The organism is Paraburkholderia sp. BCC1886 (assembly GCF_900996245.1).
Taxonomy (GTDB): domain Bacteria; phylum Pseudomonadota; class Gammaproteobacteria; order Burkholderiales; family Burkholderiaceae; genus Paraburkholderia.
This window is the reverse complement of sequence record NZ_CAAJGK010000033.1, coordinates 177483-202579: the sequence shown is the minus strand read 5'-3', so window position 1 is coordinate 202579 and position 25097 is coordinate 177483. Positions and strand designations below refer to the sequence as shown.

Sequence of the window (25097 nt, the reverse complement as noted above, 5' to 3'; positions counted from 1 at the left end):
TCCTGGATTCCAGCGAATCTCTCATTGCCAAGGCGTCGCGGGGAACTTCAGCGTTCCAGTGGCCTTATCCTTCGGCCAGACGATGACCACCTTCCCGTCCTGGATCTGCGCCATGTTGTTGAGGAACGCGGGGTTATCGCCCTTTTCGTCGAATTTGACCGCGCCGATCAGCGTATCGAAGGGCTGCGCGCGCAACTCTTTTGCAATGCCGCCGCTCTTCAGCGTGCTTTTATCGGCGGCGCGGGAAAGCGCTTCGAACAGGAGAATCGACTGCACGTAGGAGAACTCCGCGAGATAGTCCGGCTCCTTGTTGTAGGCCTTTGTATAAGCGGCCACGAACGCGCGGCCATCAGCGGAAGCGAATTGCACGGGATGCGGCAACATCGCGGTGCCGATCGCTCCATTCACCAGATCGCCAAATTCTGCCGCCATCTTCGGCGTGGCGAGCGACCACGCGCCGATCACAGCCTTCAATTTCGGCTTCAGCACCTTTGCGGCGCGCAGGATGCCGATGTAGTCGTTCTCATAGCCGATCATCAGCATGGCGTCGGGCTTGTCCTGCAACTTGATCTTGTTGACGACCGGCTTGAAGTCCGACATGGCGGGGTCGAACTCGTGCTGCGTGACCTTGACGCCCTTCGCGCTCAGCGCGCCTTTCACGTCGCGTGCCAGATCGGATGTAGCCTGTTTCGTCGACGAAACAATGGATACCGATTTCACGTTCATATCCGCGATCAGTCCGACGATCGCTTTTGAATAACCCGACGCGGGCCCGACGCGAAAGAAGTTCTTGAGCCCGCGCGAAGTCATCGCGCTATCAACGCCGCCCGAGGTGATGTACACGAGCCCGGCTTTTTCCGCAGCCTCCGACGCCGGGCTGACCGAGTTCGATCCATAGCCGCCGGTGATCGCGAGCGCGCCATTCGAGGCCAGTTTTTCCACCGCCGATACCGCTTTGGCAGGTTGCGCTTCATCATCGATCACGATGAGCTTCACCGTGTTCTTGCCGGCGCGCTGGTTGAAGACATCGGCTGCGACCTTGATCCCTTCAAGTTGCGCGTTGCCCGCGCGCGCCATGCCGCCTGTAAGCGGCAATTCGACGCCGACCGGTAACTCGGCGGCGAAAGCCATCGGCGCGAGCGCAAGCGCCGCAATGCCAGAACTGCTCGTCAACCACTTGATGAAGCACTGTCTCATGTTTTGTCTCTTGTTTTGATTAGGCGTGGTTCGAGTCTTTCTCTAGCGGCCCTCCACCGCGCGAATCATGTTGCGGGCGATCACGATCTGCTGGATCTGGCTCGTGCCTTCATAAATGCGGAACAAGCGGACATCGCGATAAAACCGCTCGACGCCGTACTCCGACATATATCCCGCGCCGCCGTGGATCTGCACCGCGCGGTCGGCCACGCGCCCGACCATCTCGGACGCAAAAAGCTTTGCACACGATGCCTCCGTGCTGACGTTGACGCCGGCATCGCGCTTCTGCGCGGCATCCACAACCATGCAGCGCGCGGCGTAGAGTTCCGCCTGGCTATCGGCGAGCATGGCCTGGATCAGCTGAAATTCACTGATCTGCTGTCCAAACTGTTTGCGTTCCATAGCGTAGCGCAACGCATCATCGAGAATGCGCTGCGCCGTCGCAACGCAGATCGCCGCGATATGAATGCGCCCTTTATCCAGCACTTTCATGGCCGTCTTGAATCCGACACCCTCTTTCCCGCCGATGATGTTCTCCGCCGGAACCTTGCAGTTATCGAAGATCACGTCGCAGGTATGCGCGCCTTTCTGGCCCATCTTCTTGTCGCGCTTGCCGAAGCTGATACCGGCCGTATTCGCTTCCACGATGAACGCACTGATACCGCCCGCGCGCGGCTCGTCCGGATTCGTGCGCGCCATCAGCGTGAAGATCCCCGCTTGCGGCGCATTCGTGATGTAGCGCTTCGTACCGTTGATCACGTAATGGTCGCCAACGCGTTCGGCGCGCGTGCGCAGCGACGCGGCATCGGAACCGGACTCCGGCTCGGTCAACGCGAAACTCGCGATGACTTCGCCCGTCGCCATCTTCGGCAGCCAGCGCGCTTTTTGCTCCTTGGTGCCATCGATCACAATGCCTTGCGAACCGATCCCGACCGTCGTCCCGATGATGGAGCGAAAAGCCGGCGACGTCTTGCCCAGCTCGAACATCACGCGGACTTCTTCTTCCATGGTCAGGTCGAGGCCACCGTACTCCTCGGGAATCGTGAGGCCGAAGAGACCGAGCGCCTTCATGTCGGCGACGACATCGGCCGGAATCTCGTCGGTCTCCGCCACGCGCTCTTCGTTCGGCACAAGCCTTTCACGAACGAAACGCGTTACGTTGTCGAGCAAGATATTGAGTGTTTCCTGATCACGGATCATGATGGTTTCCTGATTACTTTGGGTTCCCGATTACCATGGGACGCCTGGATACTGAGGCTTTGCCGTCGCGTATTCCGCAGGCGAAACCAGTACGAGTTTGCCGTCGGTCCTGAACTGCCCCATGTGCGCCACATAACCGGGGTTATCGCCGCGCGCGTCGAACGCAACCTTGCCGAGGAACGATTCCTGGCTTTCGCTGCCTCCCTTGCGCAAACTCTCGGCTAGACCGCCCTTGTCCAGCGTGCCAGCCTTATCGGCGCGAGCGATGGCGTCGAACAGCAACAGCGAATAGGCAAACGAGGTCTGCGATTGATAGTTGGACTCGGTGTTGAAAAGACGCTTGTACGTCTCGGAGAATTCCTTCTGGTCGGCCGAGCGATAGTCCGCAGGCGAAGCCAGCACGGTCGCGCCGTACACGTTCGGCACGAGGTCCGGGAACGACGACGCCATCTTCGGACTCGCGAACGCCCACGGCGCGGCGATGGCTTTAAGAGACGGCTTCAATACCTTCGAAGCGCGCAGGATGCCGACGTAATCGTTCTCGTAGCCGATCATCGCCATTGCGTCCGGCTTGTCCTGTAGCTTGACCTTGTTGATGACAGGCTTGAAATCGGTCATAGACGGATCGAACGCGTGCAAGGTCGTGGTCACGCCCTTTGTCTTCAGTGCCGTGTCGAGCTGGCGCGCAAGATCGCTGGTTGCGTCCTTGGTCGAATACACAATCGATACCGACTTAACGCCGAGCGAATCGAAGAGCCCGAGCATGCCCTTCGCATACCCGGGCGTATTGCTCACGCGAAAGAAAGTCTTCAGTCCGCGCGACACCATGTCGGCGCTCGTCCCGCCCGATGTCATGTAGACGATGCCAGCCTTATCGGCGGCTTCGGAAGCGGGTCCCGCGCAGTTCGAGTTCGCGGCCCCGGTAATCGCGACGACTTTCTGCGACGCCAGTTTTTCCACGGCGGCCACCGCCTTCGCGGGGTTGGACTCATCGTCGATCTGGATCAACGTGACGTGATTCGCGGGATGACGCCGGTTATAGACGTCGACTGCCACTTCTATGCCGCGCTTCATTTCCGTGCCGGCTTGCGCCAGCGGCCCGGTGAACGGCAATTCCACGCCCACGCGGAAATCCTTCGCCTGCGCGGGCAGCGTGACGCCAAGCGCGGCGGCCAGCAGGCAGGCAGCAGCCATCTCTTTCATGTCTCCTCCTTACGCCTTCGTGGGCGCGTCGTTCTATGTGGAAGCGTCGATCCAATGCCGTTTTTGACTCAACCCGGCTCGTTTGCGATCAGGCGCAAGCGTTGCTTCAGCAGCTTGCCGCTTGCGGTAGTAGGAATCACATCGATACGAATGATCTCTGCCGGGCGCTTGTACGCGGACAGGCGATCGGCGAGATAGAGGCGCAGTTCATCGGCATCGAATGCTTCGCCATCCTTCATTTCGACGAAGGCAACGACTTCTTCATCGCCATCGCCGGCCTCGCGTCCGACGACAGCGGACTGCCGTATCGACGGGTACGTGTTGATAACCGATTCGACTTCGATTGGATATACGTTGAAGCCCGAGCGGATGATGAGGTCCTTCGTGCGTCCCACGATGAACAGCGCGCCATCCGGGCCGATCCTGCCGATGTCCCCGGTGTTCAGCCATCCGCCTTCGCGCAGCGCCTCGTCCGTCTGTTCCGGGGCGCGGTAATAGCCGAGCATCACGCCCGGGCCACGCACCCACAGTTCGCCTGGCTCGCCGTTGGATAACTCGGCGCCGTCGGGTCCGACCACGCGCAGCTCCGCGCCTTCCACAATCTCGCCCGCCGAGCAATCGCTGCGCGGCCGGTCCATGCGCGTGATGAACAACGAGCCGGCATATTCCGTCATGCCGTAACCGTGATGCAGTGCTTGCCCGAAGAGTGCTTCGACATCGGCCTTGAGCGTAGGATCGAGCGGACCGCCGCCGGTATATAGGTAACGCAGCGTCGGTGCACTGACAGCAACCGCCTGCTCGCGGATATGAGCGACGATGCGCGTGAACATGGTCGGCACGCCTTGCAAGATCGAGATTTCGCCTGCGGCCAGCGCGGCGAGCACTTCCTCCGCCTTGAATCGCGCCGACAGACGCAGGCTTGCGCCGGCCTGAAGCGTCGCCAGCAATAGCGTGGCGAGGCCGAAGATGTGCGACATAGGCATCACGGCATAAGCGCAATCCGCCTGCGTCATGCTGCGGGATTGAGCCGAGACGCGAGCGAAATGCAGCAGGCCGCGATGTGTCGCCATCACACCTTTCGGCGTGCCCGTGGTGCCCGACGTGTAGATCAGCAGCGCAACTTCACGGGCAAGCGACGCGCTTTCACGCGTACTGGTTGTATCGATGTCGGCCATCATCAGCGCGCCGAGTCCCGCAGGCGCCACTTCCTTCGCGCGATACCGCACGCCGTGACGCACGGCGTCGGGGGAAACGGAATGCATGAAGAGCATCACGCGCGGCACGCAATGCGCACGGATCGATTCGATCTCACGCTCGGACAACCGCGCATTGACTACGGCCGGCCACGCACCCAGTTCGGACAGCGCGAACAGCAGCGTGATGACCGCAGAGCAGTTTTCCGCGACGATCATCACCCGGTCGCCGGTCGTCGCGCCCAGGTCCTGCAGAAAGCGTTTGGCCGCGTCGATATTGCTGCCGAGCTGCCCGAAGGTGATGACTTCACCGTCTTCGTGGAAAGCCGCCGCGTTCGGCGTCTGCCGCGCCCAGTGAAGCGGGATGTCGCTGATCTTTTGCGGATTGTGTAAACCGTTCGCGTCTGCCGCGTGGCCGCCGAATGCCATCGTGTCTGTCCCCTCGAACTGTGCGCGGCTGCCGGGAAGCCGCGCTGGAATGAACGGCAGTGTGAGGGAGACTGAGGGGGCCAACAATTCGTTTCCAGTGAAGCGGGGCTTCGGCCTAATCGAAGTTGGTAGTTATACGGTCGGGTTAAACCCTGAGACGGAACGTCATCAACAGGTTCGCGGTACGCCCGTGACTCCGAGAAGATCGATGAAAGTGATTGCCAAACAGGGGCGAGAGTCAGCGCGTGTCGCCCCCTGCGACCGCACCGCCGTGCCGGTGATGTAGCCGGCCTCTTCAGATGCCGTAGACCAACATGACTTCGTCAACACTACGCGTACAAACCTGTCAACTCGCAGTTTTGGGGCTAAATTCCGTTTCGCGTATCGAGTATTACTGAAGTGCTATTTTGACGAAAGCGAGTTTACAGAGCCTCCTCTTGTAGCAGCTAAGTTGTAATGTCCGCTTCTAGCTACATTCAAATGTCCGCTTCTCGGCGGCTTAAGCTTAGCCAGCGTCGATTCCCACGGCGCCGGAAGCTACGATGGCGGCGACGGACAGAATCACCATGACAATGCGCGAGTTGGACCGATTTAAAGTGATTCAGTCGGTGGTCGACGGGCACCTCAAGCCGTGGCGAGCCGCCGAGCGATTATTGTTGACGACGCGCCAAGTTCGACGCTTAGCGACACGTCTGCGCAAACAGGACCGCCGGGGTTGATCTCGGGCAGATGCGCCAAGCCGAGCAATCACCGGATTGATGCAGGAGTCGCGGTGCGAGCCGTAGCCATCATCAAGGAGCGCTACGCTGATCTCGGGCCGACCTTGGCCTGCGAGAAGCTGCGCGAGTGCCACAACCTGAAGCTGGCCAAGGAGACGGTCAGGCGCTTGATGATCGACGCGCGCTTATGGACGCCGCGCCGACAACGTCCACCCAAGATCCATCAGCCTAGGAACCGGCGTTCGTGCCTGGGCGAGCTGATTCAGATCGATGGCAGCGATCACCGGTGGTTTGAAGACCGGGCGCCAGCGTGCACGCTGCTGGGTGTTTATTGACGACGCGACCAGCCGCCTGATGACGCTGCATTTCACCGCGACCGAGTCGACCTTCAGCTATTTTGAAGCGACGCGGCGCTATATCGAGCAGCATGGCAAGCCCATGGCGCTCTACCACGTCAATAACTTCAGCTCCTTGCTCAGTTACTGGCTCGCGCGACACATTTGTGATTAAGTTTCCTTCGATCACGATCGAGTAAAAGCCTACCTGTCCATTGTCGCCCGCCCTCGAAATTAGCGGTAAATTGGAATGCACTGCCCGAAGACTTATAAACCTCACTTCTGAAAGTGACGCACCGGGCCTCGCGCACCCTCAAAAGATAGAGCGCGCCTATGCTGCGAACGTACGCAGACATACGATTTCGATCCGGCGGTATGTTCGTCGCCCGTCGTTCGAGATTTACGCATTGCCGCCTGGCATCGTTTCACTGAAGCCACCCAAGGTCCGTCCGTTTTCCGAGCAAGCGTTTGTCCTTTCCGCTATTGCGCCGCGAACAATTTAACGTGACAGCGCCGTGCCAGGTGCTACTGCGCTTGCGTCGCGCCGCTTTTACACCATGAGCAAAGCCCTTACCAAACTTGTCGCACCAGCATCGGATGGTCTCGAATGTCACGGTCACGCCGCGCTCGAAGAGCAGTTGCCCGATGTCCCGCAAGCTCAACTGGAAGCGGAAATATCAGCGCACAGCGCAACTGATGACCTCGGCTGCGAAACGATGACCGTGATAAAGCGATTTCGATTTCTTCACGCCATTTTAGGTGACTGGCCAAATAGCCCGTGAAGGCCCAACACAGGGCATGATTCGGACCTGAGCCAGTTTTTGTTTTTCTACCGATGCAGTGGCATTCAACTGGTCCCGGACGAGAGACACGCCAGAATTTCCTCTTCGGTCGGGACGTGCAACACAACCAGTCTGGTTCTGTCGATCCGCAAGTAGCCGGCGGCGGCAAACTCTGCGAGCCAACCACCCATCGGCCACTCGCCCCACACCTCATGAAAATGTTCTGAATTAGCGACGATACTCATGAAATGATTGAGCGGCGGAGAGAAGGTCGGATGATACTGATGAAACGCAAGTGCAGACACCGCTTTAACCGGTACGCGGGATCGTCTTGCCCGAAAGGCAAAATCGGTATCTTCTCCGCCGTAGCCGACGTACTCAGCGTTGAAGCCGCCGATCGTTTCAAAAGTCCGCCTGCTGCAAGCGAAGTTCAGCGACCAGAATAGCTGGTGCGGAATGTCATCGTCGGGACAGTGCTCCTCATGAACGTGGTGCAAACTGCCCAGATGCTCGAGCCGCTCTTCCGACCAGCCGTCCCGTACCGCCCCGACAGGCAGATAACTGACTGCGCCCTGGAGCAGAACAGGCTCGTTTGCGCGTAAACGATCTCTATATCGCTCGACAAGCTGGCGGGAAGGAATGCAGTCGACGTCCAGAAATATCAGGTTGTCCCCCAACGCCCGTTCGACCGCCGCGTTGCGAGCCCACGCGAGAGGTAATCTGCCGTTCACATCGCGCACGACATGACTGATGACCGGAAAGCGATAACCCGACCATTGCTCCGGCTCTTCATTCATCTGCACGATGATCAGGGCATCGGGCAAGACCGTCGAGCGTTCGAGTCCTCGAATGAGGTTTTCGAGGTGCGGTCGGCGGCCATGCACAAGCGTGAGGACTTCCATCTATCCGCTCTCCTGTAATGAGCCAGTCGCGATTCGCATGATCGCGGCGGCTGCGCGTTTTGCACCCAATCCGTCGGCAGCGGTTGCCCATCGATCGGGTTCGAGCTGCAACGCGGTTTCCAGGATGCGGGGCCATTGTGCGGCTTCGGGCCAATCCATGCAGCAGATGGCCAAACCAGCAGATTCGAGAATTTTTCCCACTGAACGCTGCTCGCCAAATGGCCGTAGCTCAGGAATGCAGACGAGCCGGCCTCTCAGTTCCGCGACTTCGCCCACCACACCATCCCCTGCGGATCCGATCACCACCGTCGCGTTGCGCAGCCATTCATCCGGATTACTGACAACCCCTAAAAATTGTAGATTACGAGGCATGTCGATCACTCCAGTTGGCTGGACAGGTCCAACGACCGTCCACTCCCAGTCAGTACAGACACGTGCGGCCGCAACGATCCTGTCCGCACGAAAGTCCGTTCCACCGAAGCCTGTCAGCACGGTGACCGTTGCGCGCAACGGCTCCTTTTTTATTTCACGGCGGCGATTTCGCGAGATAAAGCCCGTGTAATCGGTCTTTGACCGCCAATGCGCTGGAGCCGTCGGCTCTTCGAGTTCCCGAGGATACGGGGCGAGCAGCCCAACGGCACTTTCGTAAGCGAGTTGATGGGCCATATCGAGCCGCATTCCGCGTTGCCGTACGTATATCACCGGTATGCTGCACAGGCGGGCAAGCGCAGCAACTTCGACTGAGACGTCGACAACCAGCAAACACGGCCAGTTTGCTTCGAACCAGTCGACCAGAATCCGCGATCGTTCTCTTATTCCCCTAACTCCTAATGGCGCGTAGTGAAGATGCTCAAATGAATCGGCTATGACTCCTTCTTCGTGATCGGCGGGAAGATGGCAAATGCGCACGCCTTCCGGCGGGGTTTCGACGAGCAGGTTGCTGCCAAATAGTGTCACAATTACCGGCAATTCCGCAGCAACAGCGAGCGCACGACGTAGATGGCCGCGACCGTGATGATGCACGTAATATCCAACCGACAGCTTATGCATCGATGCACGCCTTAATGGAGATTTCATCGAGCAGGGATTCGTATCGAGACGTCATCAGTTCGAGGCTCCACAGCTTTTCAGCCCTCGCACGACAAGCGTGCGGGTCGAGCGTATGAGAACGGACGAGCGCCGCAGCCAATGCGGCCACGCTCCCCGGCTCGACAAGGATGCCGGTTTCGGCCGTGACCAGCTCCGGCAACGCGCCACGCGCAAAGGCGACGACGGGAGTGCCGCAAGCAAAAGACTCCGCCACAACCAGGCCGAACGGCTCGTCCCAGCAGGGCGTGACCATACATACCGCTGAATGACCGATTTCTCCAACAAGTGCGTTCCTGTCGAGATGTCCGAGATAGGTCGCGCGCGGCCCCAATCGCGGGGCGATTTCACGCTCGAAGTACGGCTGGTCTTCGCACCGCCCGGCAATACGGATCGTCCTGCCTGCGTCGCGCGCGGCATCCATTGCCAGATGCGCGCCTTTGTCTGGTACGAGACGTCCATACCAGAATGCATGGTCATGGATGGGTCCGGACCCGGGGCGCCAGAAATCAAGGTCGATGCCATTCGGAATCACCGCACACTGGGCAACAAGATCCGACCACGTGGATGCGTTCGCCCGTGAGACCGTGGTGTAGAAACCGCCTTCCCGTTTTTGTCTCGACGCGATCGCGTTGATCAGTTCGAAAAAAGGCGGCGTGTGCAGGATAGTCAGCATTGGCGTTGAAATGAGACCGGCCATTGTGACCGGCACATAGTGCAGGGAACTGTTCAGGATCACGTCGAAGTGGTAACCATCGATTCGCTGCATGCAACTCATGTAGGCATGATGTTCTGCAATGAATCCGGAACTCAGACTATCGTGATCGTGTTTTTTCGCGTCGCTTCTGATACCGGAGCTGATGTCCATCCGTTCGGCCTTCAGCTCGGGCGCGGAGCCCCCTGCTGCAAACAGCGTCACGTCATGCTCGCGGGCTCGCAATCGGCTGGTGATATCGTAGGTGAACGCCTCGAGCCCACCGGCGAATGGTTCGATGATTGGGTATCTGACATGCGTCAGGACGCCGATTTTGAGGTGCCTGGTTGGCATAGCTCGCATTCCTATGAAAAGTTGGCAAGCTGATTGATCCGGCAGTCAGCGTGAGTGCGTGCAGGGGTCGCTTCTGGAATGAATCTTGGTCGGCGAGCACTGAAGGGCGAACACCGCGCGCCCCACAAGTCGCCATTAGTACGAACTCTGTATTTCTCCCGGTTAAAGAATAGGCTTGCTATTGTTAATACGAATCAGCAATGAATTGCGGCTTTGCTCACAAGGATGCCAGGAGCGAATTCGATCATTACCCTCAGAGAAATAGCGGTGAGAAATTGGTGAATGTTGCGATAAGTGCGCGGATGCCTGTTGTGCATCGACAGCTATCTCTTGCTAGCGCACGCACTGTGCCCGCTGAAGGAATTGTGCGCTCGCTTCAGCAAATAGTTACGGGGCAGTGAAAGTCGCGAGCATTGATGGCACCGACTGCAAGCGCCTGGATGACGTTGCATGTGGCTGCGCCGGTCGCGCCGCCCACCATGAAGGCCGACCGGAACGCGCTTTTCATCCTGCTCAAGAACATAGTTGAAAACGCGATCAACGCCACACCCTCGGGGGGCATCGTTATCGTGTCGCTAGATGACGACTCGATCCGCGTCTCCGATGAAGGACCGGGCATCAAACCGGAATATCTGCCGCATCTTTTCGACCGCTTCTGGCGCGCGCCCGATTCGCTGCATGATGGCGCCGGACTGGGCCTCGCAATCTGCAGGGAGATAGCAAACGAACATGACTGGCGACTCTCCCTCGGACCCGCTGCCACGGGCACGCGATTCGTGGTGTGGTTCTGAAATACCCTTGTCAGTCCACAAATCAACACAATCACGAAATGCGCAGCCGTCGCGCTCTCGTTGCCGACCAACGGTTACAAAAAAAACAGGCAGGCAATTTCAACGAGGATTTTGCGCACCTCACAACTCGAGTGCTCAACCTGACTAAAGATGAATGACGCGGGTTTCAAACAGCCTCGGCCATGAACCGCCCTTCGCTCAAGGCGTCGATTGGACATTCAGGCGTCGGTTCTACTCGGGAAGTGGCCGTTCAACTTGTTTCGTTATAGGTCACTTGATCGGCCTAAGCGGCCAACTGCCTGTCTTTAAGTGAGTGCCCGCAATGGGCCATGGAGCGGACACTGCGATCGAAGAGCCTAAATTGAAGGCACTGTCACGTATCAACCCGTTTCAGTGCTTTATCTATGGTCCGCTAGAACGGCTATCGAGAGAAACGCCACCTTTATTCCTGCTTCCCTGCGTTATAGCGTAACCCGTCGACAAGGAGCGTGATCAACAGCTCTGCCTGACCTTGCTGTGACCCATTGACTGACATACACAGCGTTGCAGCAGCATCGAGGAAGTCGTCAGCCTCGACGCTACCCCGAATCTCACCAGCAAGCAAAGCCGCATCAAAAAGCCTTCGAAAAGCCGGGCGGAGTCGCTCTTCCCGCCGCGCAGGAAGAGTAGCAAAAGCAGGGTCGCCTGAGTGCAATGCTTTAGCTGCGACCTGCTTGCGGGTATGGCCGGCGCGGCCGGGCAGCAATCGGACGCTGTACGGCCAGTTTCGGCCTCTCGCCAACGGCTGCTTTCGGCGGGCCTGCTCTTCGCTTTGGTACACCTCGCCTGCATGGATGCCAAGTTGCGGCGTTGGCTGGACCGAACTTCCAAGATGGCCTGATTGCTTGGGACAGCGGCTACATGCGATACTACGTTCTCGATACCGCGAAAAACGGCCGTCTGAACGTTTTGCTTCTCCCCCTTCGTCAGATAGCCGCGTACACGTCACCAAAGCTCCTTCGAGCAGAGTTGGCCAGCGTTTCCCCCGACATATATCGGATCTTCTACGAACTCACGCGCGTCTGCGTATGGTCGTAGCTAACGGAACGCGCCATGAAGAGCCACTTCGACTCCCTGCCTCCCTCGACTCATCCCCGCATTGCCATCATCGGTGCAGGCCTTGGAGGATTGACACTTGCACGTGTCCTGCACGTCAACGGCATCCCCGCGACAATCTACGAAGCCGAAGCATCGCCCGATGCGCGAGCGCAGGGAGGCTTGCTGGACATCCACGAATACAACGGCCAGATCGGATTGAAAGCCGCTGGCCTTTATGACGAGTTCCTCGGCCTTGCACTTCCAGGAGAAGATGCTAAACGAGTCGTCAATAGACACGGCGACGTCATGCTCGACAAGCCCGGCTCCGGTACTACGATCCGGCCTGAGGTCGATCGGGGCGCGCTGCGTCGCCTCTTGATCGATTCCTTGCCTGCAGACGCCATTCTCTGGGGATGCAAGCTGGCGCAGGTGAACCGTCTCGCCGACGGGCAATACCAATTGGTATTCGCCAATGGTTCGACGACGACAGAACTTTTGGTTGGGGCCGACGGAGCCTGGTCGAAAGTTCGTCCGCTTGTTTCTAGCGCAAAGCCGGCGTACATCGGCACGACCTTCGTGGAGACCAGGCTCCTCGATGGAGATGTCCGACATGCGGCGAGCGCGAAAGCAATCGGCAGCGGCACGCTGATGGCGGTCGAACCAGGCAAAGGCATCTTGGCGCACCGTTACGCGAACGGGACGCTGCACACTTACGTCGCATTGAACAGGTCTGAGGCGTGGATCGGCGCCATCGATTTCAGGCAGCCTTCTGCCGCACTGAAACACATCGCGGATGAGTTCAGGGGCTGGGCCACCGAATTGCGGGTATTGATAACCGACAGCGATACTGCGCCCATCGTGAGGCCCATTCATGCCCTGCCAGTCAATCACCGTTGGGAACGGGTTCCCGGCGTTACTCTCGTGGGCGATGCTGCTCATTTGATGTCGCCGTTCGCCGGTGAGGGAGCCAACCTTGCAATTTTTGACGGCGCCGAACTCGGTCAAGCGTTGTGCGACCATCCTGGCGACATAGAGTCTGCGCTGGCAACGTATGAACGAGCGCTTTTTCCCCGCAGCGCCGCCTTTGCCAGTCGGACCGCTCAGAATCATCGGCGCTTCTTCGGCGACGACGCTCCTCAAAGCGTGGTGGAGATGTTCTCTGCACGCTAGAAGTCATCGGCGGCATCACGATGCGGTTGGGGAGTTCAAGCTGACCCAGGCGACAAGGATGAATAAGATGAAATCAACGCTCCCTGATCGTGAATTTCGACAACTCCGCGTCCTTTTTGCCTGGTTCTGGCAACAACAGATCAAGCGGGACAGCATTTGCCAGAAAACGATTTCCTGCATCTCCCGGGTGCAAGTGATCTCCCGAGTCAAGCGCGGGACTCATTCTTAAAGAATCCTCGTTGTCTTTCACCAGGAGATCAAAATCCAGCACAGCGTCAAATGCTCCGCTCTCGCGTATCCATGTATTGAGGCTCTGGCGCAAGGCGTCCTTGTCGTCGTTGAAATAGTTGTCCAATGGGGTACCGTGCAGAGCGCCTTTAAATGGCGTCAGGGTCACGCCGATGACGCGGACACCCCGGCGGTGACCCTGTGCGATGAGCTGGCGAAACCCTGCCTCGAGAGAATTCAGCGACGGCGGCTGCCCATTGGGGTCGAAGGCCGTACCCGGCCAGCTGATGTCGTTGATACCCAGCATGACAATGGCGGTACGAACGCCCGGTTGATCGAGTACATCGCGCTCGAAACGGGCCAACGCATTGACACCCATCTTGTCGGACAGCAGCCGGGCACCGGAAATACCCGCGTTGATAACGGCGACCCCGTGGGGCTCGAGTCGGGCCGCCAGGAAGTCGGGCCACCGGGCATCGGCATCAACAGAAGCGCCGTTGCCGTCAGTGAGGGAGTCTCCAATTACCGCTACCACTTGTGATGCAGGTTGATCGGTCTGCACTTCGATACCTGTCAGCAGCGTGCGGGTCGTAATGGTCTCGGTCGAGGGTTTTTGGGCATCGATGGTTGCCGCCGCGGTCTGATCGCCCGCGGCAATCCAGGCCGTTTGCCGGCTATCCCAGTGAAATGTCGTCGTTGGCGTGCTGGACGGAAGGTAAACACTGACTGTCACATGGGCCAGCGCTGCAACCGAAAGGTCGATCGGATCGCTCAGCAGCGGAGCACCAGCAGCAATCGTCGCCGAGTTTCGCCCGCCAAATGTCACCGTCCGCCTCGACTGCGGCTGGATTCCAGGCCCACGGCCGGTTAACGCCACCGATGCGCTGCCAATGACCAGCGGCTTCTGGCCATAGGCATTCGAGAACACCAGACGCAAGCGAGCACCCCCAAGACTGAGACGGGCTACCTGCCTGACGGTCTGATTCCGCAAAAGAGCGGGAATGTTCGTTGGAAATGTGAAATCCGCGTTCCACGTCGGTTGCGGGCTGGCCGTCCAGCTTGCCATCCAGTTCGCAGGGGCAAACGGCTGTACGGTCTGTGCTCCGGCAGCGGATGCGCCGAGCGCCAGCGAAGTCACCAGCAGGGTTGACGACAGACGCGATCGCCGATGAGGGTGTACGACGCGACCAGATGAGGCGGCGAAAGAAAACATATTCATACTTGTGAATTCGTTGGCTAGGAACTGCCCGATTGTGAATTCAACGCGGTATCTGGACTAGACTGATCGAACTATCAACACCTATGAATTGAACTCATCATGTCCAGACTGGAAGTCAACCGCTCGGGCGAGCTTGAGGTGTTCATTCGGGCAGTCGAATTGGGCGGCTTCTCGGCCGCCGCCCGCGAATTCGTCATGACGCCATCGGCGGTCAGCAAACTGGTCTCCCGACTGGAACAGCGTCTTGGCACCCGGCTGATCAACCGATCGACACGCAAGCTCCAGCTCACCCCGGAAGGGTGCGTCTTCTACGAGCGCGGCACGCGCATCCTGGCCGACCTCGAAGAGGCTGAGCGGTGTGCAGGCATCCACGGCACGCCGCGAGGCCGCCTGCGCGTCAACGCCAACGTGCCGTTCGGCCATCATTTCCTGCTGCCGCTGGCTCCAGAATTTCTGGCGCGTCATCCTGATGTTGCGCTGGACATCGTGCTCACCGACGAGGTGGTGGATCTTCTGGAACAACGTACCGACGTTGCCGTGAGGGCGGGTCCTCTCAAGGACTCGACCCTGGTGGCACGCAAACTCGGCGAAACTCGCATGGTGATCGTGGCCGCACCCACCTACCTGGCGCGCTGCGCGATCCCGCTCACGCCAGGAGCGTTAGACCAACATAACCTGCTGGGTGCGAACTATGCCCGGGCCCAGCGAGGTTGGCCGCTGCGGGAAGGTAACGTTGACACAAATGTTCCCATCACAGGCAACGCGCAGGCCAGCAGCGGCGAAGCATTACGCGGCCTGGCAATCGCGGGGCTAGGGCTCGCCCGCCTGGCCGCATTCCAGGTGCGAGAAGACATTGCGGCCGGTCGCCTTGTTGCTGTGCTCGAAGACTTCAACCCCGGCGACATGGAGGAAATCCATGCTGTCTTCCTTGGACAGGGCGGCTACCTGCCTCTGCGCGTTCGGGCGTTACTGGATTTTCTTGTCGAGCGCGTCAGGCTTGATTGATCCGTCTTGAGCAGCTTCCCGTAAGCGGTTTTTATCGACTCCCCGACAAAGAGACGACGTTTGTTCGAGTGCCGAAGCGGGAACATATCCCGTCGATTGGGGGAACCTGCCGCACGACAAGGTCGCGCCGCGCGGAAGTATGTCCAAGCCGTCGAAGAGAGTAATCCAGTAGCTTCCGATGCAGGCGAGTCGACGGAGTCGACTGCTTCCCCAAAGATGATCTCCCGGAGTGATCCTGCATCGGGCTCGACAGCCGTGCCCGTCAGTCCTGCGTTCTTCGCCTGCTTAACGACTATTTGGTTCATGGATTACGCAGACGGTGCCCGATGTTCCCGGAAGGCCGCTGCGACGATTCGAAGTGCTTCGCGGGATTTAGTGTCCGAGAGGTTCGAGTGGAGGACGATCTCTGAGGATGGGAGCGCTGGCAGACCAAATTGCGTCCCCACCTCGACGACTCCAACTGGCGCGACCCGATACGCGAATCCGCCGACCCCGAGGCCGGCCGAAACCGCGGCCGTCACAGCGGCGGTGCCGCCGCCGATAAAGACATCGGTCCACGCTATTCCCGCGGCATCGAGCATACGGGTTGCGATATTACGGATGCCGCACGAAGCGGCCAGCGATGCCAGCCGAAGTGGTGCGCCTTCGCGATGTACGAAACCCGGCGCTGCGAACCAGCCGATGCGCTCCTGTGCCAGGACCTCGCCGTCCCGACGATCGTCGTCACGACGCAGGATGGCGGCGTCGAGCAGGCCGCGATCGAAGCAATCGAGCAGCGTGCGGGAGCTCTCGATTTGTACCTCGATCAGAAGAGCGGGATCGTAGGCATACAGTCGCGCCAGCAGCGCGGGAAGTTCAGGTCCCGCCACGTGATCGCTGATGCCAAGTACCAGGCGCCGCGTTGTCGACGATAGCCCGGCGACGGCTCGCTCGTGCGCTGCGATGAAGTCACGCGCCGCATCCAGGAAGGCTGCACCGCGCACCGACAGGCGCACCTGTCTGGGGGTGCGCTCGATCAGCCTCTGGCCGAGACGGTCTTCGAGCCGCTTCAGCTTCACGCTAACGGCCGCCTGGGTCGTGTGGAGCGCTTCTGCAGCCTTGGTGAAGCTCTGAAAATCCGCGACCAGGGTGAAGGCCCGCACCGAGTCGACGTCCAGGGTTGTCATCTTATATATCCATATTTGTTGTTACTGATATGTTCAGTAACTGCATTGAATTATATTCCGCCCGCGCTCATAGTGCCTGTCAGCCACAACCCTTACTGAGGTCGATGATGGATGACTTGCACTACGCCACGTTGCTTGATGTGGCGGCAAAACTCCAAGCGCGGGAAGTGTCTCCCGTGGACTTGACCAAGGCGATGTTGGCTCGGATCGAGCGGCTCTCTTCGTCGTTGCAGGCTTATGCGACGACCACGCCCGATCTGGCGCTGCGCCAGGCGCGGGCAGCCGAGGCGGAGATTGCGGCGGGCCGTCATCGCGGGCCGCTGCACGGCGTGCCGATCGCGGTCAAAGACCTGGCCTACACCGCCGGCATCGTAACTGCCGCGGGCATGCCGATACATGCAGACCATGTACCCGGCTTCGATGCCACCGTCGTCCAGCGGCTTGCCGATGCCGGCGCGGTACTACTCGGGAAGCTACAACTGACCGAAGGCGCGTTTGCCAAACATCACCCGAAGACAGCCGTGCCGCGCAATCCCTGGCATGTCGATTACTACGCGGGCGCATCGTCGAGCGGCTCCGGCGTCGCGACGGCGGCCGGCCTGAGTTTCGGTTCGCTCGGCAGCGATACTGGCGGTTCGATCCGCTATCCGGCGTCGGCTAACGGCGTCACCGGACTCAAGCCGACCTGGGGCCGGGTCAGTCGCCACGGCGTCTTCGCGCTTGCCGAAAGCCTCGACCATATCGGTCCGATGACCCGCTCGGCGGCCGACGCAGGCGCGATGCTAGGCGTCATCGCAGGACTCGATCCGCACGATCCGACCACGCTGTCGGCACCGGTTCCCGACTATCTTGCCGACCTCGGTAAGGGTATTCGCGGGCTGCGTATCGGCATCGATGCCTCTTACAACGAAACCGGAGCCGACCCCGAGATCGTGTCGATGACCCGCGACGCGGGTACGGCCCTGCGGGAACTCGGTGCCACGATCAAGGCGGTGACGGTTCCCAAATACGGCCCGGTGGTCGACGCGTGGGCTGCCTATGCGGGCGTAGAAACCGCGATCGCTCACGAAGCAACTTACCCCGACCGTGCGGCTGAATACGGTCCGTCTGTGAGCGGTTCGATCGCAGGGCTGATTGACTACGGTCGGACCGTCAGTGCAACCGACCTGCTGAAATCGCACCATGCTCGGCTCGCGTTCAGCGGCGCGCTGGCAGCGTTGTTCGCGGACATCGACCTGCTGCTGATTCCAACGCAACCGTTCGCCGACTTTACGATCGCCCACGAAGCGGAGCTGTTCGCCTCACCCGAGGGCCTCGCCGCCTTCCTGCGTTTCGCAACCCCCTTCAACATGTCGGGCAGCCCGACCATCACGTTGCCGGGCGGCTTTACCGCGCATGGGCTACCGGTTGCGTTCCAGCTGGTAGGCCGGCACCTCGACGAGGCATTGCTGATACGAGCCGGCCATGCCTATCAGCAGATGACGGACTGGCATCGCCGCCATCCCGTCCTGTAGGAACCCCGTTCTCCCAATACGCGTGGACCAAGACGACATTCTGGGCGGCCCATCGTCCGCCCGAAGGTCGAGCAATCAGGAGTCGTTAGATGAACACAGCACGAATAGATGAGCGGGATGCCCACTCACTTGCCGGACCGGAGGGCGACCCGCGACGCTGGCTCGCGCTCCCGGTCCTGTTGACCGGTGCCTTCCTGCCCATTCTCGACTTCAATGTCGTCAACCTGGCGCTACCTGCGATCCGGCACAACCTCGCCGCAACATCGAGCGAAGTGCAGTTCATCATCTCGGCTTATGCGGCTACCTACGCGGTATTCCTGATCACGGGCGGCCGGCTCGGCGACCTGCTGGGCCGCAAACGGATGTTCACTCTCGGGGTCGCTGGATTCACGCTCGCGTCGATACTGTGCGGTTTTGCATGGTCCGCGCCGGTGCTGATCGCGGGGCGTATTCTCCAGGGACTGACGGCGACCGTCATGGCGCCGCAGGTTCTCGCGTCGATCCGCGTTCTGTTCCCACCCGCCGAACAAGGACGTGCACTCGCGTTTTACGGCGCGACGTTTGGTCTGGCAAACATCTGCGGTCAGATACTGGGCGGCGTGCTGGTCTCGTTCCATCCATTCGGATTCACCTGGCAGGCCATTTTTCTGATCAACGTGCCGATCGGCCTCGTCGCTTTCATCGGGGGGCTACTCTATCTCAGCGACTCACGGGCCCAGCAGGCGCAGAAACTCGATATCGGCGGCGTCATCCTGCTCTCCCTGACGCTCGGTCTATTGATCTATCCGCTTGTTCAGGGGCGAGAAACCGGCTGGCCGCTCTGGATTGTCACCATGCTGGTCGCGTCTCCTTTCGCTCTTCTTGCCTTTATAAAGTATGAGAAGCGCCTGACGGGCAGCGGCGGATCACCGCTAGTCGAATTCTCGCTGTTTCGCGTAAAGGGATTTGCTGTCGGCCTCGTCATGGCGCTGGTCTTCTACATGCTGTCTTCCTTTTATCTGACGTTCTCTGTTTACCTGCAAGGTGGTCTGCAGTTGACGCCACTCGATGCAGGGCTCAAGACGCTGCCCTTCGCAACTGGATTTTTCGTCGCTTCGCTTGCTTCGGGTCATGTGATGCGGCGCCTCGGAACGCTTGCACTTACCCTTGGTTTTGCGCTTCAGGTGTGCGGCTTCGGAGCAGTGATGCTCGCCGTCAACAAGGGATTCCCCAACGTGCAAATAGGTCTCGCCGTTGGCGGTCTGGGCTTTGGGATCGTCATGCCTTCCGTCATCAAAGCTGTTATCGGCGGCATTGACCAGCGTCATGCCGGATTGGCCTCGGGGATCGTGATTTCGACGTTCCAGATCGGTTCGGCTCTGGGTGTTGCGATCATCGGCGGGATTTTTTACAGCAAGCTGGGGCACGGGCAGAACCTCGGCACCTATACCTCCGCCTTCACGTCTGCACTGGCTTGCAACGTTGCACTTTTGGCACTCGGTGGTGTGCTATCGCTGTGGTTACCCGGGACGCGAGCGGCTACCGCAACCGATAAGGCGGCAACCCGCTCTTCGTAGAAGCATCGCCCCGGCCAGTCCATGCTGGAAGGAAGGTACGAACCCGGCCATGCAGCCCGATGGGCGCAATTTTCACAGCGTCCGATTTGCCACGAATTATGGCAATTCTGCCACTTACTCCAATAGTATTTAAAGCTCAGAATGAATTCTCTCCATTCTTGGTAAAGACTAAATATCATGCCGATGATCGACATAACTATTCCTGAAGGTGCCATCGCTCCCGAAGCCGAAGCTCGTTTGATAAAGGAAATCACGGACATTCTGATTAAATCGGAAGGGTTCGATCCGGTTAACAATAAGGTGGCGCAAAGCGCGACGGTGGCATTCCTCCACCGGCCTGCAGCAATCTATGTAGCAGGTGCTCCTGCAACAGAGCCCCGTTATCGGGTCATACCGACCGTCCCGGAAGGCAAATATTCCGACGAGGCCGTCACAATGCTCGTGCGCGAGGTGACAGAGGCATTTGCACGCGCCGAAGGCCGGAGCTTTGAGGAAACTGCACCTCTCGTGTGGGTCTTCCCGAGCGAAATTTCCGAAGGCCGCTGGGGTGCCCGCGGCGTGATTCGCGGCATTGCAGATATCCAGGCTATGCTCGCTGGCGAGCACGAGCGCACAATCGGAGAACAGTCGCTGGCGACCCGCCGTCGTGCCAAGGCACTCGAACTCATTGAAGGCGTGGCTGACGCCGTTCGGCGCGACGTCAAAGGCACATAAGCTTCGATAGCCGGTGCAGATCCGCCGCACACATGCTCTATCCAGAAAGAGATCCTACTTGCATCGGATATAGCCTGCCGCGGATCGCTGCGACGCGCGTCTTTGCGAACGTCGCAGCGCTAGCAACACGGCTGCTGGTGAGCTGCACACCTCGTTAATCATCAGTCGCCCTCATCTACTGCGTTGGATGGCGAGCAGGCAGTCCGGCGAACCAAATCACCCATTGGATTGAGCGGGTTGCATGCGCATAAACCGGCTCTGATAGTCGCGCGGCGAGAGGCCTGTCTTACGTTTGAACAGCATCCGAAAAGTGCCGATGTCGTTATATCCGACCCTCAGGCATGCGTCTTCGACACTGAGGCGTCCCGATTCCAGCAGACGTTTCGCAACTTCGACGCGCAGCGTCTGCAGATATTCCAGGGGCCCAAACCCCATCGCCTGCTTGAATCGACGGTTTAATGTCCGCTCGCTGACGGCGAGGTGCGCCGCCAGATCAGGTAGATGAAATCCCTGCTCAAGCGTGGCCTCCATCCGCTGTTGAGCCTGCGCGACCAGTTTGTCACTATGTCCATGCTCTTCGAGCAGCGTGGCATAGGAAGCCTGCGATACGCGATTGGTATCGATCAAAAGGGTTTTTGCCGTTGCGGCAGCGAGCTCTGGACCCGCAAGTTTGTCGACCAGGCGTATGGCGAGGTTGGAATAGGAGGTGACGCCACCGCCGCACAGGATGCCGTCCTGCTCGGTCAGGATCTCCTCGGCGCGAAGTTCCACCCTCGGGTATCGTCTTGCAAAATCTTTCGCCTTGGCCCAGTGCGTGGTAGCGCGGCGGCCATTTAACAACCCCGCCTCGGCCAAGATGTAATTGCCCGTGCAATAAGACACCAGGATGGCACCCGCCTCGTGTTGTCGCCTAATGGCCTTGGTCAAGGCTTCCATCTGATCACGACGTGCGATGAACTCATCCATATCCGCAACGTAAGGGGCAGTTACGAGGATAGCGTCGGAACGCAGACGCGCATCTATTTTTCGATTCACCTCAATGGTTTGGCCCGAAACGCTCCGGACCGAAGCGCCGTCCAGTGATTCCACTGACCAGGTTAGCTTCCGGAATGTTTTGCGATCCGCGCCGACGCCTGCCGCTCCCAATCTGTTAGCAGCGGTGAACACATCGATGGACCCTGCCACACCTCCGGCCAGAATGCCGTCGTACACCCATATTCGTATCATCATGATGATTGTCTGAATATCCCTTCAAAACGGCTATTCCGCCAATGACCGAATGTTAGTCCAAAACGGTTGGAGAGGCTATGGGAATCAGAATAAGGAATATCGATAGGCATGATCGACGCAATCATCCCCGAAGGGCTCACGGGCAAGAACGCTCGGCTGGCTAGCCTTGCGCGCGAGATGACATCGCGTCCGGGCGCGGGAAATGTCGGAGGCTTGCTGACGCCATTCGACGTGAGGTACTGCAAACCTAGCCTTTAATCTGACGCCCGAGTTTGGTTGACGAAGCGCCATGTGTGCCGTGGATTGAAACTGCTCTCCAGTGGCACAGTGGCCATCGACGGCAACACGTTCGAGGCGGTAAACAGTCGGGACAGGAATTACACGGCTGGCAAGATCGATAAGCGTCAGCAGCAGATTGAAGAAAGCGTGCAGCGATACCTCGACGCAATTGAAACGGCAGACTGGACCAGTCCAACAGGCTTCGACTTGACGACCGTCGACATCTACGGGGAGATCGCCCGTTTGCGTCAGCAGATGCGCGAACTCGATCGTCGGCCGAACCGGGGCCGACGTTGCTTAAAACCACATCGGCCCGCAACAAGTGAAGCAAGCACTAGATAATCAATCCAAGAAGTTCATCGTACAGGTCCATTGAGATTGACACGCCGTGCTCAAGGCTGCGCTGCCGCGCAGCGAATCTTCTTTGAGAGGGCAAACGTGCGCCCTGCCCCGTGATTCCATCAAACAAAGCTTCCGCGCGCTGAACGTTATTCTTCGAGCTTTCGCCGCCAAATACTGTTGGATCGAAAGCCACGATGAGTTCGCCGTGACACGGCGCCGCTCCCACGCCCTCATCGAACGCCAGCGACTCGGAACTAAGCATATCGCTGATCAGCGGACCGGCCAGCAGTTCGACCATCGCGGAGAGTGCGGACCCTTTATATCCTCCAAACGTGAGCATCGCACCGCTCAGCGCCCGGTCGGGGTCATCTGTCGCTTGACCGTTCTCGTCAATGGCCCAGTCGCTCGGAATCTTCTTGCCAGCTCGCTTGTAGAGTTCGATTTCACCGCGGGCAACAGCGCTGGTAGCCATGTCGAACACAAATGGGAGAGTACCGGGACGCGGCCAGGCAAACGCGATCGGATTAGTTCCAAAGAGCGGTTTGTTTCCACCAGCAGGTGCTACGCAACTGTGGGTAGGCGCCATGGCCAGTGCAGCAACGCCTTCAGCAGCAATGGCCTCAACCTCAGGCCAAAGGGCACTGAAGTGAAAGCAGTTGTTGATTGCCAAGGCGGCAATCCCCGACTTCTTCGCCTTCTCAATCAAGATCTGACTCCCCACTTCGAAAGCCAGCGCAGAGAATCCAAAACATGCGTCGATTTTGATAAGTGAAGGCGAGATATCGTCGATCGTCGGCTCGGCGTCGCCGCGGAGTTTGCCCATCCTCAGCGTTTTCACGCAACCAATGAGACGCCATACGCCGTGTGAATGACAGTTGTCGCGTTGGCCTGCTACGAATACTTTCGCCATTGCATTTGACTGACGAACGCTGAGCCCATTGGTCACCAATACATTGAAGGACAGTTTGTGCAACTCATCGAGTGAAAGAACTATTTCCTGAATGTTTTCTTGCATCAGTTTTCTATAGCACCAAAGGTCTTCGCGCCCTAAGCGCGCGCCATCGCCTCGCGTATACCATCCCGCACTGCTGCTGCCTCTCGCGAGGAGCGAGGAATGTTCGTAGTCTTCAACGGGTAGCGTCGTCCTATTAGTGCCGTTTCGGGCGAGGCGATCGTGCTGGGCAAGGCGCTAGTAGAACGGCTGGCCTGCCATCGGGAGGTCGCATGACAGGATGTCTGAAGAGGTGCTCATGCTATCTGTGCGCGAGTGCGTGCGCCAGATACAGACGCGTCCACAATGAACGGATACAGATAAGCGATTCATGATCTGTTGCGTAACAGATTCTACTGCGCTGAGTCTGTCGCACAAGCGTGCCGGCCAATAAGCTTGGGGCGTGTTCAAGCCTCTAGCGAGCTTATTTCATGAAGACCCTCCGTTTGCATCCGGATCAGATCCACGCCAGTCGTCAACGCGCGGGAACGCAGTTCATTGCAGTTCACGGCGAGGTGCGTTTGACGTATCGCGATCCTTCACTCGACTGGCTCATGGATTTATCGCCTCGCGTTTGCGTCGGTCTTGAAGAAGGCGCTGCCCATGTCATATCCTGCAACGCCTGGGTCGAAATCGATTCGGTTGGGGAAACTGCTGTCGTAGGCTTGCTCAGGAAACGCAACGGCATAGATATATCGATCGAAAAGCTTCGCGCATGGCTTAAAGCGAAATCTCGCCAGGCCATCGCCAAGGCCTAGCACCTAAGCAATGCCCCAGAATTCTGTCGTGCGCGCGAGATTCGGTCCGCGCAGCACCGACCTGCCACGCGTCCTTGTCGCATTCGGCGGTCAGCTATCTTGCAAGCTGATCGCGCACTTCACCAACGCGGCCGGTCGGCGGAATCAGGAGGGAATATCCGCCGCGTGGGCTCATCGACAATTGCCGGCGATTGCAAGATTGCCAGTGCGGAGCAGCGGATCGATCAAAGGAATCCGCCCAGGCGCGATCCCCTCGCCAGCTACGGTTGCATCGATCACGTTTGAATAGCTGTTGAACGTGACATCCATGCTATCCGTCGCAGGCATAATGCCGTGTTTGTTGAACCAGCCGGCCCACGTCAGCCATCTCGACGGCGATACGCCCTCAAGAAGCAGAGCTTGCCATGGAATGATTCCGGGCGGAAATGGTGAGCGCGAATCTTAACGGCTGAGCGCACTTGATCTGGTGACGAGACGTCTCCGATATTGCGAACAGGTACGGATGACGGTCGGCTCACACCGATCTACGGCGGTCCTAGGCATTTCTTTAAAATGGACGGCCATGTTGGAAAATGTCTGGCGCAGCAACGATTTTGCTTTGTAGACAATCCGACTATCACTGTCAAAGGGCGCATTGTGGCCGAACCCCGTCCGACGCTGAACAAGCGGAATGTATGATCGAACTCGAAGCCGATGCTGCTCCCAGTAATCCTTCGAAAGCACGTGTTCCTGGCAAGACAGAATTCTTTCTTCGCTCGCGGAGACAGGGACAACTGGAAGGTAGGCTGCGTGTCGGAACACTTTCGGCCATGCCCTTGGCCCTCCGTGCAGGTCTGCGCATCGGCATCCTTTTTCCCGACGCGATACCGCCGGATTGCGAATCCTTCGGACGCAAATACGCTTTGCCGCCGGTGCCAGAGCCAGGTTCAGCGTCTACGTTGGCGATAACGCGCCCCCGCTGGC

At 59.0% G+C, this 25097-nt stretch carries 19 protein-coding genes and 3 pseudogenes; 9 read left to right on the top strand and 13 right to left on the bottom strand.

Features of this window, described 5'->3' with window-relative positions; genetic code table 11:
- Positions 1–21 precede the first annotated feature (21 nt).
- The 4 genes from FQ746_RS03680 to FQ746_RS03665 form a co-directional block, all read right to left on the bottom strand.
- The gene (locus FQ746_RS03680; RefSeq protein ID WP_144107556.1) at positions 22–1197 is read right to left on the bottom strand and encodes an ABC transporter substrate-binding protein; all 1176 of its coding nucleotides are present in this window, start codon (positions 1195–1197) and stop codon (positions 22–24) included.
- 42 nt (positions 1198–1239) lie between these two features.
- The gene (locus tag FQ746_RS03675) at positions 1240–2397 is read right to left on the bottom strand and encodes an acyl-CoA dehydrogenase family protein (RefSeq protein WP_144107555.1); all 1158 of its coding nucleotides are present in this window, start codon (positions 2395–2397) and stop codon (positions 1240–1242) included.
- Between the two features lie 30 nt (positions 2398–2427).
- A complete protein-coding gene (locus tag FQ746_RS03670; protein ID WP_144107554.1) occupies positions 2428–3600 on the bottom strand; it encodes an ABC transporter substrate-binding protein in 1173 nt (390 codons plus the stop codon).
- Between the two features lie 68 nt (positions 3601–3668).
- Positions 3669–5222, bottom strand: a complete 1554-nt coding sequence (locus FQ746_RS03665; RefSeq protein WP_144107553.1) for a class I adenylate-forming enzyme family protein — start codon at positions 5220–5222, stop codon at positions 3669–3671.
- Between the two features lie 542 nt (positions 5223–5764).
- Here FQ746_RS03665 and FQ746_RS03660 point away from each other — a divergent pair.
- A pseudogene (locus FQ746_RS03660) lies at positions 5765–6391 on the top strand (ISNCY family transposase); the annotation flags it as partial.
- 400 nt (positions 6392–6791) lie between these two features.
- Here FQ746_RS03660 and FQ746_RS35100 read toward each other — a convergent pair.
- The 4 genes and pseudogenes from FQ746_RS35100 to FQ746_RS03640 form a co-directional block, all read right to left on the bottom strand.
- Positions 6792–7025: pseudogene (locus tag FQ746_RS35100) on the bottom strand (IS6 family transposase); the annotation flags it as partial.
- A gap of 98 nt (positions 7026–7123) precedes the next feature.
- Positions 7124–7960 carry a glycosyltransferase family 2 protein gene (locus FQ746_RS03650; protein ID WP_144107552.1) on the bottom strand — a complete coding sequence of 279 codons (837 nt, stop codon included), beginning with the start codon at positions 7958–7960 and terminating at the stop codon, positions 7124–7126.
- Positions 7961–9010, bottom strand: coding sequence for a hypothetical protein (locus FQ746_RS03645; protein ID WP_144107551.1), 1050 nt, complete (start codon positions 9008–9010; stop codon positions 7961–7963).
- Positions 9003–10094, bottom strand: coding sequence for a glycosyltransferase (locus tag FQ746_RS03640; RefSeq protein WP_144107550.1), 1092 nt, complete (start codon positions 10092–10094; stop codon positions 9003–9005). The genes FQ746_RS03645 and FQ746_RS03640 overlap by 8 nt, the downstream gene beginning before the upstream one ends.
- Before the next feature lie 416 nt (positions 10095–10510).
- On the opposite strand from FQ746_RS03640, the gene FQ746_RS03635 reads away from it, so the two are divergent.
- Positions 10511–10885 (top strand): sensor histidine kinase, encoded by a 375-nt coding sequence (locus FQ746_RS03635; protein WP_144107549.1) that lies wholly within the window; start codon positions 10511–10513, stop codon positions 10883–10885.
- Between the two features lie 442 nt (positions 10886–11327).
- On the opposite strand, the gene FQ746_RS35575 is transcribed toward FQ746_RS03635, so the two are convergent.
- Positions 11328–11705, bottom strand: a complete 378-nt coding sequence (locus FQ746_RS35575) for a hypothetical protein (protein ID WP_409932358.1) — start codon at positions 11703–11705, stop codon at positions 11328–11330.
- A 272-nt stretch (positions 11706–11977) separates the two neighbouring features.
- Here FQ746_RS35575 and FQ746_RS03630 point away from each other — a divergent pair, with 272 nt between their 5' ends.
- Entirely contained in the window at positions 11978–13132 is a 1155-nt protein-coding gene (locus FQ746_RS03630) for an FAD-dependent oxidoreductase (protein ID WP_144107548.1), read from the top strand.
- A 73-nt stretch (positions 13133–13205) separates the two neighbouring features.
- Here FQ746_RS03630 and FQ746_RS03625 read toward each other — a convergent pair whose 3' ends face one another.
- On the bottom strand, positions 13206–14579 hold the full coding sequence (locus FQ746_RS03625) for an SGNH/GDSL hydrolase family protein (RefSeq protein WP_260853875.1): 1374 nt from the start codon (positions 14577–14579) through the stop codon (positions 13206–13208).
- A 99-nt stretch (positions 14580–14678) separates the two neighbouring features.
- On the opposite strand from FQ746_RS03625, the gene FQ746_RS03620 reads away from it, so the two are divergent.
- Entirely contained in the window at positions 14679–15584 is a 906-nt protein-coding gene (locus FQ746_RS03620; protein ID WP_144107547.1) for a LysR family transcriptional regulator, read from the top strand.
- A 308-nt stretch (positions 15585–15892) separates the two neighbouring features.
- Here FQ746_RS03620 and FQ746_RS03615 read toward each other — a convergent pair whose 3' ends face one another.
- On the bottom strand, positions 15893–16750 hold the full coding sequence (locus tag FQ746_RS03615; protein ID WP_144107546.1) for a LysR family transcriptional regulator: 858 nt from the start codon (positions 16748–16750) through the stop codon (positions 15893–15895).
- A 107-nt stretch (positions 16751–16857) separates the two neighbouring features.
- Between FQ746_RS03615 and FQ746_RS03610 the strand changes: the two genes are divergently transcribed.
- The 3 genes from FQ746_RS03610 (at position 16858) to FQ746_RS03600 (ending at position 20534) form a co-directional block, all read left to right on the top strand.
- On the top strand, positions 16858–18264 hold the full coding sequence (locus FQ746_RS03610) for an amidase (protein ID WP_144107604.1): 1407 nt from the start codon (positions 16858–16860) through the stop codon (positions 18262–18264).
- An 89-nt stretch (positions 18265–18353) separates the two neighbouring features.
- The gene (locus tag FQ746_RS03605) at positions 18354–19820 is read left to right on the top strand and encodes an MFS transporter (RefSeq protein ID WP_144107545.1); all 1467 of its coding nucleotides are present in this window, start codon (positions 18354–18356) and stop codon (positions 19818–19820) included.
- Positions 19821–19997: 177 nt separating this feature from the next.
- Positions 19998–20534 carry a Tautomerase enzyme gene (locus tag FQ746_RS03600; protein ID WP_144107544.1) on the top strand — a complete coding sequence of 179 codons (537 nt, stop codon included), beginning with the start codon at positions 19998–20000 and terminating at the stop codon, positions 20532–20534.
- A 216-nt stretch (positions 20535–20750) separates the two neighbouring features.
- Here the strand turns inward: FQ746_RS03600 and FQ746_RS03595 are convergent, their stop codons facing one another.
- Complete coding sequence (locus FQ746_RS03595) at positions 20751–21746, bottom strand: GlxA family transcriptional regulator (RefSeq protein WP_313955559.1); 996 nt, start codon at positions 21744–21746, stop codon at positions 20751–20753.
- Between the two features lie 309 nt (positions 21747–22055).
- Between FQ746_RS03595 and FQ746_RS03590 the strand changes: the two are divergent.
- A pseudogene (locus FQ746_RS03590) lies at positions 22056–22316 on the top strand (IS5/IS1182 family transposase); the annotation flags it as partial.
- A 61-nt stretch (positions 22317–22377) separates the two neighbouring features.
- On the opposite strand, the gene FQ746_RS03585 reads toward FQ746_RS03590, so the two are convergent.
- The gene (locus FQ746_RS03585) at positions 22378–23400 is read right to left on the bottom strand and encodes an Ldh family oxidoreductase (RefSeq protein WP_144107542.1); all 1023 of its coding nucleotides are present in this window, start codon (positions 23398–23400) and stop codon (positions 22378–22380) included.
- 407 nt (positions 23401–23807) lie between these two features.
- Here FQ746_RS03585 and FQ746_RS03580 point away from each other — a divergent pair, with 407 nt between their 5' ends.
- Positions 23808–24134, top strand: coding sequence for a hypothetical protein (locus tag FQ746_RS03580; protein ID WP_144107541.1), 327 nt, complete (start codon positions 23808–23810; stop codon positions 24132–24134).
- Positions 24135–25097 lie beyond the last annotated feature (963 nt).

Coding starts and splice junctions, on each gene's coding strand:
- FQ746_RS03680 (WP_144107556.1), bottom strand. CDS start 1,197: ATGAGACAGTGCTTCATCAAGTGGTTGACGAGCAGTTCTGGCATTGCG.
- FQ746_RS03675 (WP_144107555.1), bottom strand. CDS start 2,397: ATGATCCGTGATCAGGAAACACTCAATATCTTGCTCGACAACGTAACG.
- FQ746_RS03670 (WP_144107554.1), bottom strand. CDS start 3,600: ATGAAAGAGATGGCTGCTGCCTGCCTGCTGGCCGCCGCGCTTGGCGTC.
- FQ746_RS03665 (WP_144107553.1), bottom strand. CDS start 5,222: ATGGCATTCGGCGGCCACGCGGCAGACGCGAACGGTTTACACAATCCG.
- FQ746_RS03650 (WP_144107552.1), bottom strand. CDS start 7,960: ATGGAAGTCCTCACGCTTGTGCATGGCCGCCGACCGCACCTCGAAAAC.
- FQ746_RS03645 (WP_144107551.1), bottom strand. CDS start 9,010: ATGCATAAGCTGTCGGTTGGATATTACGTGCATCATCACGGTCGCGGC.
- FQ746_RS03640 (WP_144107550.1), bottom strand. CDS start 10,094: ATGCCAACCAGGCACCTCAAAATCGGCGTCCTGACGCATGTCAGATAC.
- FQ746_RS03635 (WP_144107549.1), top strand. CDS start 10,511: ATGGCACCGACTGCAAGCGCCTGGATGACGTTGCATGTGGCTGCGCCG.
- FQ746_RS03630 (WP_144107548.1), top strand. CDS start 11,978: ATGAAGAGCCACTTCGACTCCCTGCCTCCCTCGACTCATCCCCGCATT.
- FQ746_RS03625 (WP_260853875.1), bottom strand. CDS start 14,579: ATGAATATGTTTTCTTTCGCCGCCTCATCTGGTCGCGTCGTACACCCT.
- FQ746_RS03620 (WP_144107547.1), top strand. CDS start 14,679: ATGTCCAGACTGGAAGTCAACCGCTCGGGCGAGCTTGAGGTGTTCATT.
- FQ746_RS03615 (WP_144107546.1), bottom strand. CDS start 16,750: ATGACAACCCTGGACGTCGACTCGGTGCGGGCCTTCACCCTGGTCGCG.
- FQ746_RS03610 (WP_144107604.1), top strand. CDS start 16,858: ATGGATGACTTGCACTACGCCACGTTGCTTGATGTGGCGGCAAAACTC.
- FQ746_RS03605 (WP_144107545.1), top strand. CDS start 18,354: ATGAACACAGCACGAATAGATGAGCGGGATGCCCACTCACTTGCCGGA.
- FQ746_RS03600 (WP_144107544.1), top strand. CDS start 19,998: ATGCCGATGATCGACATAACTATTCCTGAAGGTGCCATCGCTCCCGAA.
- FQ746_RS03585 (WP_144107542.1), bottom strand. CDS start 23,400: ATGCAAGAAAACATTCAGGAAATAGTTCTTTCACTCGATGAGTTGCAC.
- FQ746_RS03580 (WP_144107541.1), top strand. CDS start 23,808: ATGAAGACCCTCCGTTTGCATCCGGATCAGATCCACGCCAGTCGTCAA.